The organism is Rahnella bonaserana, assembly GCF_019049675.1.
Lineage (GTDB): Bacteria > Pseudomonadota > Gammaproteobacteria > Enterobacterales > Enterobacteriaceae > Rahnella > Rahnella bonaserana.
The window spans coordinates 47,436-63,291 of record NZ_JAFMOW010000060.1; the positions used below are offsets into that span (position 1 = coordinate 47,436).

At 54.5% G+C, this 15,856-nt stretch carries 13 protein-coding genes; 9 read left to right on the forward strand and 4 right to left on the reverse strand.

What is annotated here, in order from left to right:
- Positions 1 to 4: 4 nt before the first annotated feature.
- Positions 5 to 715: a GntR family transcriptional regulator gene (locus J1778_RS09840; protein ID WP_217173019.1), complete on the reverse strand. Its 711-nt coding sequence runs from the start codon at positions 713 to 715 to the stop codon at positions 5 to 7.
- 207 nt (positions 716 to 922) lie between these two features.
- Here J1778_RS09840 and J1778_RS09845 point away from each other — a divergent pair, with 207 nt between their 5' ends.
- Together J1778_RS09845 and J1778_RS09850 are read left to right on the forward strand one after the other, a co-directional pair.
- Positions 923 to 1,174 carry a helix-turn-helix domain-containing protein gene (locus tag J1778_RS09845; RefSeq protein ID WP_217173020.1) on the forward strand — a complete coding sequence of 84 codons (252 nt, stop codon included), beginning with the start codon at positions 923 to 925 and terminating at the stop codon, positions 1,172 to 1,174.
- A 3-nt stretch (positions 1,175 to 1,177) separates the two neighbouring features.
- Positions 1,178 to 2,473, forward strand: a complete 1,296-nt coding sequence (locus J1778_RS09850; protein ID WP_217173021.1) for a type II toxin-antitoxin system HipA family toxin — start codon at positions 1,178 to 1,180, stop codon at positions 2,471 to 2,473.
- A gap of 63 nt (positions 2,474 to 2,536) precedes the next feature.
- On the opposite strand, the gene J1778_RS09855 is transcribed toward J1778_RS09850, so the two are convergent.
- Both J1778_RS09855 and J1778_RS09860 read right to left on the reverse strand, forming a co-directional pair.
- Entirely contained in the window at positions 2,537 to 5,026 is a 2,490-nt protein-coding gene (locus J1778_RS09855) for a membrane-bound PQQ-dependent dehydrogenase, glucose/quinate/shikimate family (RefSeq protein ID WP_217173022.1), read from the reverse strand.
- 380 nt (positions 5,027 to 5,406) lie between these two features.
- Positions 5,407 to 6,294 carry a LysR family transcriptional regulator gene (locus J1778_RS09860; RefSeq protein WP_217173023.1) on the reverse strand — a complete coding sequence of 296 codons (888 nt, stop codon included), beginning with the start codon at positions 6,292 to 6,294 and terminating at the stop codon, positions 5,407 to 5,409.
- Positions 6,295 to 6,435: 141 nt separating this feature from the next.
- On the opposite strand from J1778_RS09860, the gene J1778_RS09865 reads away from it, so the two are divergent.
- The 7 genes from J1778_RS09865 to J1778_RS09895 all read left to right on the forward strand — a co-directional run bounded on the left by J1778_RS09865 (position 6,436) and on the right by J1778_RS09895 (position 14,578).
- Complete coding sequence (locus tag J1778_RS09865) at positions 6,436 to 7,998, forward strand: ABC transporter substrate-binding protein (RefSeq protein WP_217173024.1); 1,563 nt, start codon at positions 6,436 to 6,438, stop codon at positions 7,996 to 7,998.
- 92 nt (positions 7,999 to 8,090) lie between these two features.
- Positions 8,091 to 8,975 (forward strand): dihydrodipicolinate synthase family protein, encoded by an 885-nt coding sequence (locus J1778_RS09870; protein WP_217173025.1) that lies wholly within the window; start codon positions 8,091 to 8,093, stop codon positions 8,973 to 8,975.
- Positions 8,972 to 9,922, forward strand: a complete 951-nt coding sequence (locus J1778_RS09875) for a nucleoside hydrolase (protein WP_217173026.1) — start codon at positions 8,972 to 8,974, stop codon at positions 9,920 to 9,922. Before J1778_RS09870 ends, J1778_RS09875 begins: the two co-directional genes overlap by 4 nt.
- A gap of 3 nt (positions 9,923 to 9,925) precedes the next feature.
- On the forward strand, positions 9,926 to 10,888 hold the full coding sequence (locus tag J1778_RS09880; protein ID WP_217173027.1) for a nucleoside hydrolase: 963 nt from the start codon (positions 9,926 to 9,928) through the stop codon (positions 10,886 to 10,888).
- Positions 10,885 to 11,859, forward strand: a complete 975-nt coding sequence (locus J1778_RS09885; RefSeq protein ID WP_217173028.1) for an ABC transporter permease — start codon at positions 10,885 to 10,887, stop codon at positions 11,857 to 11,859. The genes J1778_RS09880 and J1778_RS09885 overlap by 4 nt, the downstream gene beginning before the upstream one ends.
- Entirely contained in the window at positions 11,859 to 12,776 is a 918-nt protein-coding gene (locus J1778_RS09890; RefSeq protein ID WP_217173029.1) for an ABC transporter permease, read from the forward strand. The genes J1778_RS09885 and J1778_RS09890 overlap by 1 nt, the downstream gene beginning before the upstream one ends.
- Before the next feature lie 2 nt (positions 12,777 to 12,778).
- A complete protein-coding gene (locus tag J1778_RS09895; protein ID WP_217173030.1) occupies positions 12,779 to 14,578 on the forward strand; it encodes an ABC transporter ATP-binding protein in 1,800 nt (599 codons plus the stop codon).
- On the opposite strand, the gene J1778_RS09900 is transcribed toward J1778_RS09895, so the two are convergent.
- A complete protein-coding gene (locus tag J1778_RS09900; RefSeq protein WP_217173031.1) occupies positions 14,573 to 15,856 on the reverse strand; it encodes an HdeD family acid-resistance protein in 1,284 nt (427 codons plus the stop codon). The two genes, J1778_RS09895 and J1778_RS09900, sit on opposite strands and share 6 nt — an antisense overlap.

Consider the following 15,856-nt stretch of genomic DNA (forward strand, 5'->3'; position numbering starts at 1 on the left):
GCGCTTACGTCTGGCGGAAAGCCAAATTGTCCTGATTAAACGGGATGACGTAGGTGCAGGAATAGTCGATATCTACAATATCGCTGAACGCATAAACCTTGCCGCCCTGTAAAACACCTCTGTTGGTGATATGCATGGCGGCAATGCCTTTTTTACAGCCGAGCGTTTGTGCCTGCTCTTTATTGATCGTGACGGCCTGATAACGGGTGAGGGAATGCGAAATCGCATAGCCTTTGCTCAGCACATATTGCTGGATGGAATGCTCAATGGTTTTCTGATTGAGATCGGCAAACACTTCGGCGGGCATACGCGAGTATTCAATCTGCACATTGCGCAGGTTAATCCGCCGTAAACGGGTGAACGCCCAGATAAAATCGTCGGCGCTTAAACCGAACACCTGTTGTTCCTCTTTATCTGGCCGGCGCTTGTGTAATTCCAGCATTTTGAAACTGATTTCAGCGAATTTCTTCTCAGTCACCGAGTTGTAGATCAGCGGATTACTGCTGACGCCCGCCTTAATGTAAATGCCGGACCCCTGCACGATATGCACCGCACCGATACTCACCAGTTTTTCCAGCGCCTTGCGCACCGTGAAGCGCGAAACCCCGTACTCTTCCGCCAGCTGGCGCTCAGGCGGCAACTTTTCCGGCAGCGAACCGCTGTTTTGGTAAATCTTGCTCAGTAAATCCTGAGCGATAAATTCGCTTTTTTTCATGGGGTTTCATCCGTGCGTGAATAAGCTATTTGAGCATGACAGGGCGGCAGTGGGCAAATTACAGCGTTTAAGCTGTATTGAGCGTTAACAGCTTTCAGGCTGTATTACCCCCTGGAAGGGATATTTTAATTTTATCTGCTTTAAGGGATAAAAGTTGATTTATCCCTTACAAGGGATACACTGAGATTATCCGCCAGGGAGGATAATATGAACATTACATCTGCAAAAATGCTCGCCAATGCGCTGCGCAATGAGCGAAAAAAGCGCAAACTCAGCCAAAGTAAAACGGCTGAAACCATTGGCCTGAAGCAGTCTACGGTTTCTGAGTTCGAAAATTATCCGGACGGTACCCGTCTGGAAACACTGTTCAAATTATTGGCGGCGCTGGATTTAGAGCTACAGATCACGCCAAGAGATAGCAATCCTAAGGAAAAGACGTCCTGGGATCAGGAGTGGTAATACATGGATAAGTTAACGCTCGCATTAAATGGCATTGCTGTCGGTACGCTTGAAAAAGGCGGCAGTGGTGAAATGTCATTTGTTTACCATCAAAGCTGGCTCGATCGCCCCGGAGCCCGCGCTATATCATTATCATTACCTCTGCAGGCAGATAAATTCCGTGGCGCGGTGGTGTACAATTTTTTCGATAATCTTCTGCCTGATAACGAACAAATACGCAGCCGCATACAGGCGCGTTTCCAGATCCCGACCAAACAACCCTTCGATTTGCTCTCGCGGATCGGCGGTGATTGCGTCGGTGCGATCCAGCTCTATCCTGAGGGTGATCAGGTTGCGCCTGTCACTGAAATCCATGCCCGACCGCTTGACGAAAAAGATGTCGAACAGCTTTTGCAGGGGTATAAGGATGCACCTTTGGGCATGGAAGCTGACATTGAAGACTTTCGAATTTCTCTGGCCGGTGCGCAGGAAAAAACAGCGCTGCTCTGGTATCGCGACCAGTGGCACCGCCCGCAGGGAAGTACGCCTACCAGCCATATCCTTAAACTTCCTATTGGTTATATCGCTAACAATGGCATTGATCTCAGCGAGAGCGTGGAGAATGAATGGCTGTGCCTGAAGATAGCCGAAAAGTTTGGATTCCCTGTTGCACGGTCTGAGATTGCCAGTTTTGGCGCTCAGAAGGTGTTGGTCGTTGAGCGTTTTGACCGCCGCTGGTCACAGGATGGATCCTGGCTGATGCGTATACCTCAGGAAGATTTTTGTCAGGCGCTGGGTGTGGCTCCCGCATTGAAGTATGAATCTGATGGCGGCCCCGGAATTGCACGTGCAATGAAGCTTTTACTGGGTTCTCAACGGGCGGGGGCGGACAGGGATATGTTCTTCAAAAGCCAGATCCTCTTCTGGATGCTGGCCGCCATTGATGGTCATGCTAAAAATTTCAGTGTTTATATCGAGCCGGGCAGCGCTTACCGCATGACGCCGCTGTATGACGTGATGTCAGCATTTCCTCTGATGAATCCACAAGGAATTCCGGCGAAGAAAGCCAAAATGGCGATGGCTGTATTAGGGAAAAACCGGCATTTTCACTGGGACAGAATTCTTCCCCGCCATTTTGTGACGACGGCGCAACGGGTCGAGTACTCCAAAGAAAACGTTGCTGTGATGATGACGGAAATGAAGGAAAAAACTGAGCAGGTGATTGCAGATGTTGAAGCAATAATACCTGCTAATTTTCCGGTAAAAATCAGTGATGCAATTTTTGCAGGCCTGCGCCATCAGGCTGCACGTTTGCCTTAATCTCTTCAATAAAAAAAAGCCCGCCGGTCAGCACCAGCGGGCTTTGTCATTGACTGCGAAATCTTATTTCTCGTCAGGCAGTGCGTAGGCGATCACGTAGTCGCCGCGTTCTGCGGACTGACGTGCGCCACCGGCGCTGATGATGATGTACTGTTTACCGGTTTTCGGTGAAACGTAGGTCATCGGGCCAGACTGGCTGCCGACAGGCAGACGGGATTTCCAGATCTCTTTACCGTTTGCGGTATCAAACGCACGCAGATAGAAATCCTGCGTACCGGCGAAGAACAGCAGGCCGGATTGCGTTGACAGGCTCGCACCCAGCGTTGGCATACCGACTTCCATTGGCATGCGCATTTTGATGCCCAGCGGACCGGTGTCTTTCACCGTACCGACAGGAACCTGCCAGACGATTTTACCGGTTTTCAGGTTAACCGCAGACATAGTACCGAACGGTGGTTTCTGGCAAGGAATGCCCAGCGGTGACAGGAAACGCTCGCGGACTGCGCCGTAAGGCGTACCGTCCATCGGCACCATCCCCATCTCGATGCCGCTCGCGCCGGTCGGAACCTGTGCACGCGGAACCATGTAGTTCGCCAGACCCAGACGCATATCATTCACGAACATGATGGCGTTGTTCGGGTCAACCGAGACGCTGCCCCAGTTCATGCCGCCCAGTGAACCCGGGAATTGCAGGGAACGATCCAGACCCGGAGGCGTGTAAACGCCCTGGTGACGCATACCTTTAAACTCGATGCGGCACAGCAACTGATCCATCGGCGTTGCGCCCCACATATCAGATTCTTTCAGCGTCTGGTTGCCGATGTTTGGCATACCGACAGAGAAAGGCTGCGTTTTGGAGTAGCGTTCGCCAGGGACGTTACCCTGCGGTACCTCACGGTTTTCCACTTTCGCGACCGGCTGGCCGGTTTCGCGGTTCAGCATGAAGATCATGCCTTGTTTGGAAGTCTGCACCAGAACCGGCGTGCTGCCACCTTTACCGTCCGGCAGGTCATACAGCAGCGGCTGAGACGGCAGGTCGAAGTCCCACAGGTCGTGATGCGTGGTCTGGAAAGTCCAGCGGACTTTACCGGTGGCCACGTCTACCGCGACAACAGAAGAACTGTATTTGTCATCCAGCTCAGTACGCGTGCCGCCGAAGAAGTCTGGCGTTGCGTTACCGGTAGGCATGTAAATCAGACCCAGTTTTGGATCGTATGACATGGCTGACCAGACATTCGGGGTACCACGGGTGTAAGTCTGACCTTCCGGTGGCAGTTTGGTGATGTTCGGATTACCCGGATCCCATGCCCATACCAGTGCGCCGGTATGCACGTCGAATGCACGGACCACACCCGGAGGTTCGCCGGTAGAGAAGTTATCCGCTACGCGACCACCGACAACGACCACGTTACCCGCAACCAGCGGGGTAGAGGTTTGCTGATAATAGCCAGGTTTCACTTCACCCATGCCGACTTTCAGGTCAACCACACCGTTGTCACCGAAATCAGCACAAGGCTTGCCGGTGTCGGCGTTGATGGCGATCAGACGCGCATCGATGGTTGGCAGGAACAGACGACGTTCGCAGGTAGCGCTGACGGTGCCGCCGGTGGCAGCAGGCGTTTGCGGTGCGTTAGTGGCAGGTGCGGCCGCTTCTGACGCTGCATTTGGCGTGGCCGGTTCAGTCGCAGGAGTTGCAGCGGGCTGTGCCGCCGGAGCCTGTGGCGCTGCGCCGTTTACGCTGCTGTTCTCGTAATAGCCCAGACCACGGCAACGCTGCCAGTTAGGTGCAGTCGAGTTGGAGTCGTAAGACCACAGCTTTTTACCGTCATCCACATTCAGGGCGATCACTTTGCTGTAAGCGGTACAGACAAACAGCTTGTCGCCGACTTGCAGCGGAGTGTTCTGGTCTTCAGCGCCGGAGCCGTTGCTCTGCGGGATATCACCGGTATGAGCAATCCACGCAACCTGAAGTTTATCCACGTTGGTTTTGTTGATCTGATCCAATGCAGCAAAACGGTCGCCAGCGGTAGTGTTACCCCAGTTTTCCCAGTTCTTTTGCTCTGCCCCTTTATCTACCGGTTTCACCGGCACCTGATCGTTGTCAGCGCTGATGATTGGCGTCGGCACGAAGGTATTACCGAATGCGGCAATTAATGCAACAGCCAGCACAGCAGCCAGCGAGAAGCTAGGCCCTTTACGCGCCACCAGACCCGCGCGTGCTTTGAGCAGCGGATAAGCCAGAGCCACCAGGAAAGCCAGCACGCCGAAAGTGAACAGGCGGGAGAACAGAGGCCAGAACGTGAAGCCCGCGTCCCAGACAGCCCAGATAATAGAAAGCACAAAGGCTAAGGCATACAGCCAAGCGCCCGAAGGCTTACCTTTAAAAATCAAAACGGCGGAAACGATGAGCGCCAGACCCATCAGCAGGAAGTAAACACTTCCTCCCAATGTCGCCAGATACGCGCCACCGATACCGAGTGTCAGGCCGATGACGACCATCAGCGCACTCAGCAGCCAGAGGAGCCAGGTCCACTTGCTATTTGTTGTTGGCATGATTTATCTCACTGCATAGTTGTAGATAACTGTTGATGAAAAACTGGTAACACTTAATGACCACCCGTTATTAAATGAACCAAATAGAACAATTTCGCGCAAATAGTAATACTTCTCATCGAGGTTGTGAATGTGTAACGAAGAGTTTGAATTTAGGTAAATTATTATAGATTAGATTATTATTTATGCAGGGAAATTTTATGCGTTGATTTTAAAGAATAAAATAAAGTGTGTTATTCGTTATTTTGATGAATGAATTAATGGATATATTTTTTTCATCTAACAGATCGCACCAACTGTCCGCTCATTTTTCATCATAATGACTGAAATGTTACATTGTGGACTCATTGGTACGAAATCGGCGAACCTGACGGGGAGTTTTACAAAAAGCCTTCTATTAAGGTCTTCATTTCTTTGGTGATGTGTTCCACCAGACGGCTTTTCGGGATTTGTGGCGGGAAAACGGCCAGATAGGCAATGCTGATATCCGGGGTAAAGGGTTTAACCACCAGATCACTTTTATGGCTGCGCGCCGTGATGAAATCGACCACGCCGACGCCAAGATTGTTTCCTGCCATCACACAACAGTTATTGAGTGAGGTTTCTATCGGGTTGTTGAGATACAAGTCGAGGCGGCTCATCACCTGATCAAGCTGTTCGCGCAACGGCGTTTTGCGCCCCGGAATAATAGGGCGGTAACGCGTCAGATCCATGGCGGTCACCACATCTTGTTTCGCCAGCGGATGGCGCGGCGACATCACGGCAACTGCTTTCGCCCGTGCCAGCATTTCCGCTTCCAGACCTTTCACGTCCGGTTTGCCGAATATAAACCCGACGTCGTACTGATTGCTGGTGACGACATCGGTGATATGCGTCGTGCTTTCTATGTCCAGAAACAGCGAGATATCGCTGATACTCTCTATCAGCGGCGGGAGAATATGCTCGACGCACAGCGCCGATAACGCCGCCACCGAGCCAATGCGCAATACGCTGCCTTTGGAATGACGGATTTCGTCGGCGATATGTGAAATATGTTCAAGTCCGAGATACAAACGCTCGACTTCGCGGTACAGCTTGATGGCGTCGTCACGCGCGATCAGCCCGCGACCGTCGCGGTCAAAAAGCTTCAGATCCACGGCATATTCAAAGTCGCGGATCAGCCGGCTCACCGCAGGCTGGGTGATATTCATCATATTCGCGGCTGCGGTAATGCTACCTGTCAGGATCACTTTGTGAAAAGCTTCAACCTGACGGGGATTAATTTTCATAATATATCCTCAGAATCCATAACATTTGTTTATGGATGAAACACAAAATACAATTTTCAATTCAGAAGTCCACCCCCTAGACTCCAATTTACGATCTGTCACACATTGCCTGAAAATCTAAAATAATTAAGGGTTAAATGCATGAGAAAGTCTGTTCTGGCAGGAGTGCTTTCCTCAGCACTGGCCACGCTTTTTATTTTTAATACCACTTCTGCACAGGCTGCTGATCTTAAAATCGGTCTGGCCGCTTCAACAACTTCAATGGATCCGCAATTTTACGTCGGGGGTGCCAACAGTGCCATGGCGCGTAATATTTTTGACGGCCTGGTTAATCAGGACGAAAAACAACATATTACGCCTGCGCTGGCGGTGTCCTGGAAAGTCATCAACGACACGACCTGGGAATTTGCCCTGCGGCCCGGCGTGAAGTTTCACGACGGCAGCGATTTCACCGCCAAAGATGTGATTGCCAGTGTGAAACGCGTGGCGCTGGCCTCGAAAAACAGTCCGAGCGCCTATACGCCGTACGTGAATGATATTGCTGAAGTTATCGAAGTAAATCCTTTAACGGTGAGAATTATCACCAAAGCGCCAACACCTCTTTTACTGAATAATTTAAGCCGCGTCGCGATTTTGCCTGCGCGTCTTGAGACGGTCGGATCGCAAACCCTCAACGAAGGGAAAGACGTCATCGGTACCGGCCCGTTCAAATTTGTCAGCTGGACGCCGGACGATAACGTGGTGCTGGCGCGTAACGACCAGTACTGGGGCGGCAAAGCCCAGTGGGATCACGTCACTTTGCGCGTCTTTAAAAACCCGAGTGCCCGCGTGGCGGCGATGCGCTCCGGCGATGTGGATATGATTGAAAGCGTGCCGACGGCGGACGGACGGGATCTGGGGAAACAAACCAGCCTGCATCTGGAATCTGTCGCCGGCAACCGCATTCTGTATTTACACCCGGATCAGGATCGCGATGTGTCGCCATTCGCCAAAGGGCCGGATGGCAGCAATCCGCTGAAAAAACGTGAGGTTCGAGAGGCGATGTCGCTGGCGATAAACCGGCAGGCGATTGTGGACCGCATCATGGACGGGCAGGGCGTACCGGCGTCGCAACTGGTGCCAAAAGGCTATTTCGGTTATACGCCGTCGATTGCCGCGCCGGTATACGATCCGGCGAAAGCCAAACAATTGCTGGCGCAGGCAGGCTACCCGGACGGTTTTACGCTGACGTTCCATGCATCGAACGACCGTTATCCGAACGATTCCAAAATCGCGCAGGCGCTTGGCCAGATGTTCAGCCGTGTCGGCATTAAAACCGACGTCGTGACCATGCCGGGCAGCGTGTATTTCTCACGTGCTTCAAAACGTGATTTCAGTCTGATCATGGGCGGGGCGGCGATTGAAACCGGTGAGGCTTCCGGCGTACTGGGGCCGTTGCTCGAAACCTTCGGGCCGAACGGCGGACAGGGCAACCGCGGACGTTATTCCAGTCCTGAATTTGATAAAACGCTGGCAAAAGCGCGGGAAACTCTCGACGACGGTCAGCGTGAAAAGCTGTTGCAGCAGGCCACAGAGATTGCGATGAAAGATGAAGGCACCATTCCGTTGCTGTTCCTTTCATACACCTGGGCGATGAAAACACCTTATAGCTACGTTGGCCGCTCCGACGGTTATACGTTGCCGTACTTTGTGCATGAGAAATAATAAGCCCATAGTGAATACCGAACCAAGGCGGGAATACAGCACCAACACCAGGGCTGTACTAAGGTAGTAGTTTACTAAAAGAGAGAGAAGCTATGACTTCTTTTAGCGGTGTGTATCCCTATCTGGTTTCGCCAGTCACTGATGGCGGCCAGATAGATAAACCAGTGTTAACAGCGCTGGTCGAACATCTGATAAACAGCGGAGTGCATGGTCTGACGCCGCTCGGCAGTACAGGTGAATTCGCTTATCTCAATGCAGAGCAACGCACGGAGATAGTGAAAATCGTCGTTGAAGCCGCTCGAGGCCGCGTTCCGGTCATTGCCGGAGTTGCAGCCACCACCATTCAGGACGCTGTAGCGCAAACCGCTCGCTACGCCGATCTGGGTGTCGACGGTATTCTGGCGATCCTCGAAGCCTATTTCCCGGTGCCCGAACAGGGCGTCGAGGATTATTTCCGTGCCATCGCGACTGCCGCAGGAAAACTGCCGGTCGTGCTGTACACCAATCCGCAGTTCCAGCGTTCTGATCTCAGCCTGCCAGTGATCGAGCGACTGAGCCACGTGGAAAACATTAACTATATTAAAGATGCCTCGACCAATACCGGCCGGTTGCTGTCGATCATTGAACGCACTCAGGGACGGATGCAGGTATTTGCTGCATCGGCGCATATTCCGGCGTGTGTGATGCTGATTGGCGGCGTGGGCTGGATGGCCGGTCCGGCGTGTATTGTGCCCAGGCAAAGTCTGGCACTGTATGAAGCCGCGAAGCAGGGTGACTGGAAGAAGACGATGGAGTTGCAGCGTCCGCTGTGGCGCATCAACGAAATCTTCGCCAAATATTCGATTGCCGGTTGTATCAAAGCGGCACTGCAATTGCAGGGCTTTGCGGTAGGCGATCCGCTGCCGCCGCAGGTGCCTCTGAACGAGGCGGCACGTCAGGAGATCGCAGAGGTTTTACGTTCCGTGGGGGCGCTGTGAAAACTATACCGGTTATCATTGATTGCGATCCGGGCATTGATGATGCCATTGCGCTGCTCAGCGCTTTTGTCTCGCCGCAGCTGAACATTCTCGGCATCTGCACGGTCTGCGGCAATCAGCCGCTGGCGAATACTACCCGCAACGCGCTGCAAATCGCCGAACTGGGTTACCGGCTGGATATTCCGGTGTTCGCCGGTTGTCATCAGCCGATGCTGCGCGCGCCGATCCACGGCCAGTTTCACGGTGAAAATGGCCTCGGCAATACCGCCTTTCCCGCACCGCAAAAATCCGCTGAATCCCTCCATGCCGTTAACTTTCTGATCACCCGTTGCGAACAGGCCATCGCGGGTAATCAGCCGCTGACGCTGTGCGTGCTCGGGCCGCTGACCAATCTGGCGACGGCGCTGCGCATGAAACCTGACATTGCCGCCGGTATAGGCCGCGTCGTGCTAATGGGCGGCGCATACCGCGAAGCCGGTAACCGCACCATGACATCCGAATTCAATATGCTGGCCGACCCGCATGCTGCGCATATTGTCTTTTCCTCGACTCTGAACATCACCGTTTTGCCGCTCGATGCCACCCATCAGGTGATCCTGACACCGGAGCACGTGGCGAGATTCGTCAAAGTCTCCGGGCGGATATCCGCGCAGCTGGGTGAGTTAATGGCGTTCTGGGATCGCAACGACGTGCGCCGTTACGGTTCGCGCGGCGGGCCATTGCACGATCCGCTGGTGATTGCTTACGTGCTGGCACCGGAACTGTTTGGCAGCGAAAAAGCGCGGGTGTTTATCGAGCACGACAGCGAATTGTGTATGGGACAAACCGTCGCCGACTGGTATGGAAAGTCGGGAATGACGCCCAACGTTGAGATCGTCACACGTGTAGAAACGAACAAAGTTTTTGCGCTGTTTTACGAGCTGCTTTCACGTTATGCCGGGAAATAATCTATGAGCCAGCGCATCATTATTGACACCGATCCCGGCGTGGATGACGCCATCGCCATCTGGCTGGCGCTTGCGTCACCGGAACTGGACGTGCTTGGCGTGACCGTGGTTGCCGGCAATGTGGCGCTGAAAGACACCGTGCGTAACGCCTGTAAGATTGTCGCGTTGTCCGGTAAAACGCAGATACCTGTTTTTGCCGGCGCACCGGGTCCGCTGGTGCGCGAACAGGTTTACGGCAAATATGCGCATATCGGCGCATTCAAAGATGAACTGGTGCCGGACGCTGAACTCCAACCGCAGGCCGAACACGCCGTTGATTTTCTGGTGCGCACCTTACGTCAGGCCGCGCAAGATAACAGCCCGATCACGGTGTGCGTCATCGGTCCGATGACCAATATCGCGCTGGCGCTGGGGATGCACCCCGACGTCGCGCGCGGCATTAAACGCATCGTCACCATGAGCTGCGCGTTTACCGCGCTCGGGCATCGTGTGCCGTGGGCAGAGTTTAACGTATATGCCGATCCGCACGCCGCCGAAAAAGTGTTTAACAGCGGCGTTCCGCTCGTCATCATGCCACTGGATATGACCTTCCAGGCGCTGATCAGCAAAGATGATATTGAGGCGTTAAGACAGGACGGCGGACTGCCGGGCGAGTCGGTAGCGGCTTTACTTAATGCGTTTGACCGCAGTGACCTCAACCGGTTTGGCCGCGAAGGCGGGCCGGTGCATGATGCCACCACCATCGCGTGGCTGCTGCAACCTGGTCTGTTTGAAGGTCAGTCTGCACACGTGGGCGTCGAAATCTCCGGTAAAACCGCCGGTTATACTTACGCGGATTTCTGGAACAAACTGTCGACCCCGCCTAATGCCACGGTCATGCAGAAAGTGGATGAATACGGCTTCTTTAGCCTGCTGCGTCGTGTTTTCTCGCGATACGGCAGCCGTGATGGCGATGCACAGGCATGAGCCGTTATCTGCTCGGACGTTTCGGACAAACATTGCTGACGCTGCTGGTGATGTCGTTACTGGTTTTTGGCGGCGTGTATCTGGTTGGCAATCCGGTTGACCTGCTGTTAAGCACTACCGCGACGCCTGCTGAACGCCTGAGCGTGATCCAGTCATTTGGTCTCGATAAACCGGTGTGGGAGCAATATGGCCTGTTTCTGGTCAATGCCCTGCATGGTGACATGGGCAACTCCTTTATCTACAACCAGCCAGCGCTGCACCTGATTTTTCAGCGTATGCCCGCTACGCTCGAACTGGCGCTGGTCGCGTTCGTACTGGCGCTGGTGATTGGTATTCCGCTCGGCGTGTATGCCGGTCTGCGCCCTGACGGCTGGTTATCGAAGTCGATCATGACCGTCTCAATTTTAGGTTTCAGCCTGCCGACGTTCTGGATTGGTCTGATGATGATCATGCTGTTCAGCGTCAAACTCGGCGTGCTTCCGGCCTCCGGACGGGGTGCTACCGTGGACGTTTTCGGCGTGCCGGTCAGCCTGTTTACCGCCGACGGCCTCGCGCATCTCATCCTCCCCGCGTTCAATCTGGCGTTGTTTAAAATCTCGCTGATCATCCGTCTGACGCGCGCCGGTGTGCTCGAATGCCTGCAACAGGATTTCATCCGTTTTGCCCGCGCCAAAGGGCTTTCGGAAAGCCGCATCGTGCTGGTTCACGTCCTGAAAAATACCCTGATCCCGCTGATTACCGTCATCGGTCTTGAGCTGGGTTCGCTGATTGCTTTCGCTGTAGTCACCGAAACCATTTACGCGTGGCCGGGCATGGGCAAGCTGATTATTGATTCCATCGCCGTGCTGGATCGCCCGGTGATCCTGGCGTACCTGATGATAACGGTCGTGATGTTCAGCCTGATTAACCTGCTGGTGGATGTGCTGTATGTGCTGGTGGATCCGCGTGTCAGGCTGGGAGGCGAAAACTGATGGCTTCTGATTCCGTTCACTCGCGCAGCACTGTACAGGGCAAACCACATTCGGCGTTTTACCACACCGTGCGTGCGCTGCTGCGCAATAAATTCTCTCTGTGCGGGCTGATCATTCTAGGTATCGCCATTCTGTTCTCCGTGCTGGCGCCGTGGATTTCCCCGCAAAATCCGTACGATTTATCGCAGCTCGATATCATGGATGGTCGCCTGAAGCCGGGCACCGCCAGCCTGAGTGGCATGATTTACTGGCTGGGCACCGACGATCAGGGGCGCGATTTACTCAGCGCGATTTTGTATGGCACGCGCACCAGCCTTCTGGTCGGGGTTTCCAGCGCGGTGATTGCGCTGACCATTGGCGCGGCTCTGGGGCTTATCAGCGCCTACGTGGGTGGCAAAACAGATGCGCTGATCATGCGCATTGTTGATATCCAGCTGAGCTTTCCGCCGATTCTGATCGCGCTGATTTTACTGGCGGTGCTCGGGCAGGGCGTCGATAAAATTATTCTGGCGCTGGTAGTCACGCAATGGGCGTATTACGCACGCACCATTCGTGGCTCGGCGCTGCTCGAACGCCGCCGCAGTTATGTGGATGCCGCCCGCAGCATGGCACTGTCTAATCCGCGTATTCTGTTCCGTCATATTTTGCCCAACTGCCTGCCGCCGCTGATTGTGGTGGCGACCATGCGCATTGCTTACGCCATCATGCTTGAAGCCACTCTGTCGTTTCTCGGCATCGGTCTGCCGGTCACCGAACCCTCGCTTGGTCTGCTGATCGCTAACGGTTTTGATTATCTGATGTCCGGCGATTACTGGATAAGCTTCTTCCCCGGCGTCACGCTGCTGGTGCTGATCGTCGCCATCAATTTAGTCGGTGACGCCCTGCGCGACATCCTCAACCCGCGTAATAAGGATTGATGATGCACAACCCGGTTTTACAGGTCGATAAGCTGAATACCGCGTTTTCCGTGGACGGCGAATGGCTGAATGTGGTGCGGGATCTGTCCTTCTCGATTGGCCCGAAGGAAACGCTGGCGTTGGTGGGTGAGTCCGGTTCCGGCAAAAGTGTGACGGCGATGTCCGTGATGCGTTTGCTGGATGAAAAGCAGACCCGCTATTCAGGCCGCATCCGGTTTGACGGCCAGGAATTACTCAGCCTGAACCGTGCGCAGATGCAAAGCATTCGCGGCAACCGCATCGGCATGATTTTTCAGGAGCCAATGACCAGCCTGAATCCGGTGCTGAAAATCGGCGTACAAATTACCGAAGTGCTCAAACGTCATCGCGGCATGGACGATAAAACCGCCCGCGCCGAAGCGGTGCATCTGCTGGAAAAAGTGCGTATTCCGGCGGCCGCCTCACGACTCAATGAATATCCGTTGAGCTTTTCCGGCGGCATGCGTCAGCGCGTGGTGATTGCCATCGCGCTGGCCTGTAACCCGCGTTTGCTGATCGCAGACGAGCCGACGACCGCGCTGGATGTGACCATTCAGGCGCAAATTCTGGGACTGATTAAATCGTTGCAGGAAGAAGAGGGCATGTCGGTTCTGTTCATTACGCACGATATGGGCGTGGTGGCGGAAGTGGCGGATCGCACCCTGGTCATGCACCGTGGCGAAGCGGTGGAGCAGGCCACCACGCGGGAAATCTTCCATCGTCCCCGACACCCTTATACGCGGGCGCTGCTTTCAGCCGTGCCGCGACTCGGCGCAATGAACGGCGTGGCGTTGCCGAAACGCTTCCCGCTCACCGACATGCAAACCGGCGAACCGCAGCCGGTGGCGGAGTCTGTTGATACGCTGCGCGCAGGGCTGCCGGTGCTGGACGTTAAAAATCTGGTGACACGTTTTGATGTGAAATCCGGCCTGCTGCGCCGTGTTTCTGCCCGCGTGCATGCGGTCGAAGACCTGTCGTTCAGCCTGCAACCGGGCGAAACGCTGTCGCTGGTAGGCGAATCCGGCTGCGGAAAATCCACCACCGGACGCACGATTTTACGCCTGACCGAAGCGACTTCCGGCGAGGTGCTGATTGCCGGGCAGGATATCCGCCGTGCAGACAGTGCGCGGCTGGCGGAAATCCGCACCCAGGCGCAGATGATTTTTCAGGATCCGTACGAAAGCCTGAACCCGAGAATGCGCATCGGTCAGGCGATTGCCGAACCGATGATAAGCCTCGGACTGCACAATGCCGAAAGCGCGAAGCGCCGCGTGGCGCAACTGCTGAAACAGGTGGGATTGCAAAGCAATATGGCGACGCGATTCCCGCATCAGTTCTCCGGCGGACAGCGCCAGCGCATCTGTATTGCCCGCGCGCTGGCGCTGGAGCCGAAAATGATCATCGCCGACGAAGCGGTTTCAGCGCTGGATGTGTCGGTAAAAGCGCAGGTGATCAATCTGATGCTCGATCTCCAGCAGGAGCTTGGCCTCGCGTATCTGTTCATTTCGCACGATATGGCCGTTGTTGAGCGCATCAGCCACCGTGTGGCGGTGATGTATCTGGGCGAAATTGTGGAAATCGGTTCGCGTGCCGATATCTTCGAAAACCCGCAACACGCGTATACCCGCAAACTGCTGGCCGCTGTGCCGGTGCCCGATCCGGATGTACACCGTAAACGTACTGTCATTCCCGAAGAACTCGCCAGCCCGCTGCGCGCGGCCGCTTATGAGCCGCCAGCGCGTCATTACCGTGAAGTCAGCGCTGGGCATTTCGTGCAATTATGATTGCGATTTATCCAGCTGCCGCCAGCGTCTCAACCACGAATGCCGGACCGGATGTACCAGCGCGTGCAATGCCCGTGCGTAATCGAGCATCAGCCCCGGTGTCCAGGCCATCGTCGTCGCGCGTTTTCGCAGCTGGGCAGCAATCCACAATTCAGGCATAAAAAATAATTTCAGGAAACGCAGCCAGCCTCCGTGTCGGGAAATAACGCCCTCAAGCGCGGCTTCGAGGCCGCAGGCCACGCTGCTGGAGCAGTTGCGCCAGGTCAGGTTGTAAATCACCAGCTGGCGATAACTGTCCCAGAACCGCTGCAACGCCTGCGCATTAAAATCACTGAACACAATTTTACGGTCTGATTCACACCAGCCTGCGGCTTCGCTGGTATAGCTCTTCTGATAAAGCCCCGGCACGTTGTTTTCCTGAATAGCTTTCAGGGTGTTGAAAAACTCGGCAGGTGAACGTTCAATATCGACCGCCGGATAAAGGCTGATGTAAAGCGAGGGTGGCATTTCCAGCGCGGCATGACCGGTAGAAATTACCCCATGCACGTCGACGGCGGCGATATAACGGTTAAACACCGGGCGTGGCACCGGCGAGTTCGCCGCCGAACCTTCCGGCGTCCAGATATGCACAATGAGCAAACCTTCACAGGCGTCAGTGACTGCTGCCGGCGGGCTAACGGGGATCAGGCCGGGCGGCGCCATCATGGCGGAGAGCGTGATGCCATCCCGCATTTTAAAGGCGCGAAAGGCCAGCGGAATGCACTGGATCCCACCGAGGATCATGATCATGCCGACAAACTGCGAAATGGTGCCGTGGTGATGAGTGGGATAGGGAAGAAACAGAAACAGGGCAAAAATCAGCTGCGCAACGCCGCTGAAAAAAACCTGACGCCAGCGGTCATATCGCACCACCCAGGCCGACGCCATGACGAAAAGACCGGTGATGAAAAACGCAAAACCAAACAAAATGGCCAGCAGCAGATTACTGCTCTCACGTCCTGAAAGGATCAGCACGGCGATAAAGCAAAATATGCCGCCCTTAAAATAGAACACTGACTTCTTCGCCCCGGCCGCTCCCCCGGCCAGAAAAAGCGTTACCAGACTTTCTGCCAGCAGGATCAGGCCGAAAACATGAAAAGGGAAGTAGCGCATTCCTTCCAGACCATCCATAAAAACAGTTACGCCAAGCCCGCCCCATAACAGACCGATAATGACCAGAACCGGCGCGGATTTACGCACAAAATTGGCACCCATCAATAACAGTGCAAGTTGCAGCAT

Excerpts from the sequence above, each read along its gene's own strand:
- J1778_RS09845 (WP_217173020.1), top strand. The coding sequence starts at position 923 with ATGAACATTACATCTGCAAAAATGCTCGCCAATGCGCTGCGCAATGAG.
- J1778_RS09855 (WP_217173022.1), bottom strand. The coding sequence starts at position 5,026 with ATGCCAACAACAAATAGCAAGTGGACCTGGCTCCTCTGGCTGCTGAGT.
- J1778_RS09860 (WP_217173023.1), bottom strand. The coding sequence starts at position 6,294 with ATGAAAATTAATCCCCGTCAGGTTGAAGCTTTTCACAAAGTGATCCTG.
- J1778_RS09890 (WP_217173029.1), top strand. The coding sequence starts at position 11,859 with ATGGCTTCTGATTCCGTTCACTCGCGCAGCACTGTACAGGGCAAACCA.
- J1778_RS09850 (WP_217173021.1), top strand. The coding sequence starts at position 1,178 with ATGGATAAGTTAACGCTCGCATTAAATGGCATTGCTGTCGGTACGCTT.
- J1778_RS09885 (WP_217173028.1), top strand. The coding sequence starts at position 10,885 with ATGAGCCGTTATCTGCTCGGACGTTTCGGACAAACATTGCTGACGCTG.
- J1778_RS09895 (WP_217173030.1), top strand. The coding sequence starts at position 12,779 with ATGCACAACCCGGTTTTACAGGTCGATAAGCTGAATACCGCGTTTTCC.
- J1778_RS09900 (WP_217173031.1), bottom strand. The coding sequence starts at position 15,856 with ATGCTGCAACTTGCACTGTTATTGATGGGTGCCAATTTTGTGCGTAAA.
- J1778_RS09840 (WP_217173019.1), bottom strand. The coding sequence starts at position 715 with ATGAAAAAAAGCGAATTTATCGCTCAGGATTTACTGAGCAAGATTTAC.
- J1778_RS09865 (WP_217173024.1), top strand. The coding sequence starts at position 6,436 with ATGAGAAAGTCTGTTCTGGCAGGAGTGCTTTCCTCAGCACTGGCCACG.
- J1778_RS09880 (WP_217173027.1), top strand. The coding sequence starts at position 9,926 with ATGAGCCAGCGCATCATTATTGACACCGATCCCGGCGTGGATGACGCC.
- J1778_RS09870 (WP_217173025.1), top strand. The coding sequence starts at position 8,091 with ATGACTTCTTTTAGCGGTGTGTATCCCTATCTGGTTTCGCCAGTCACT.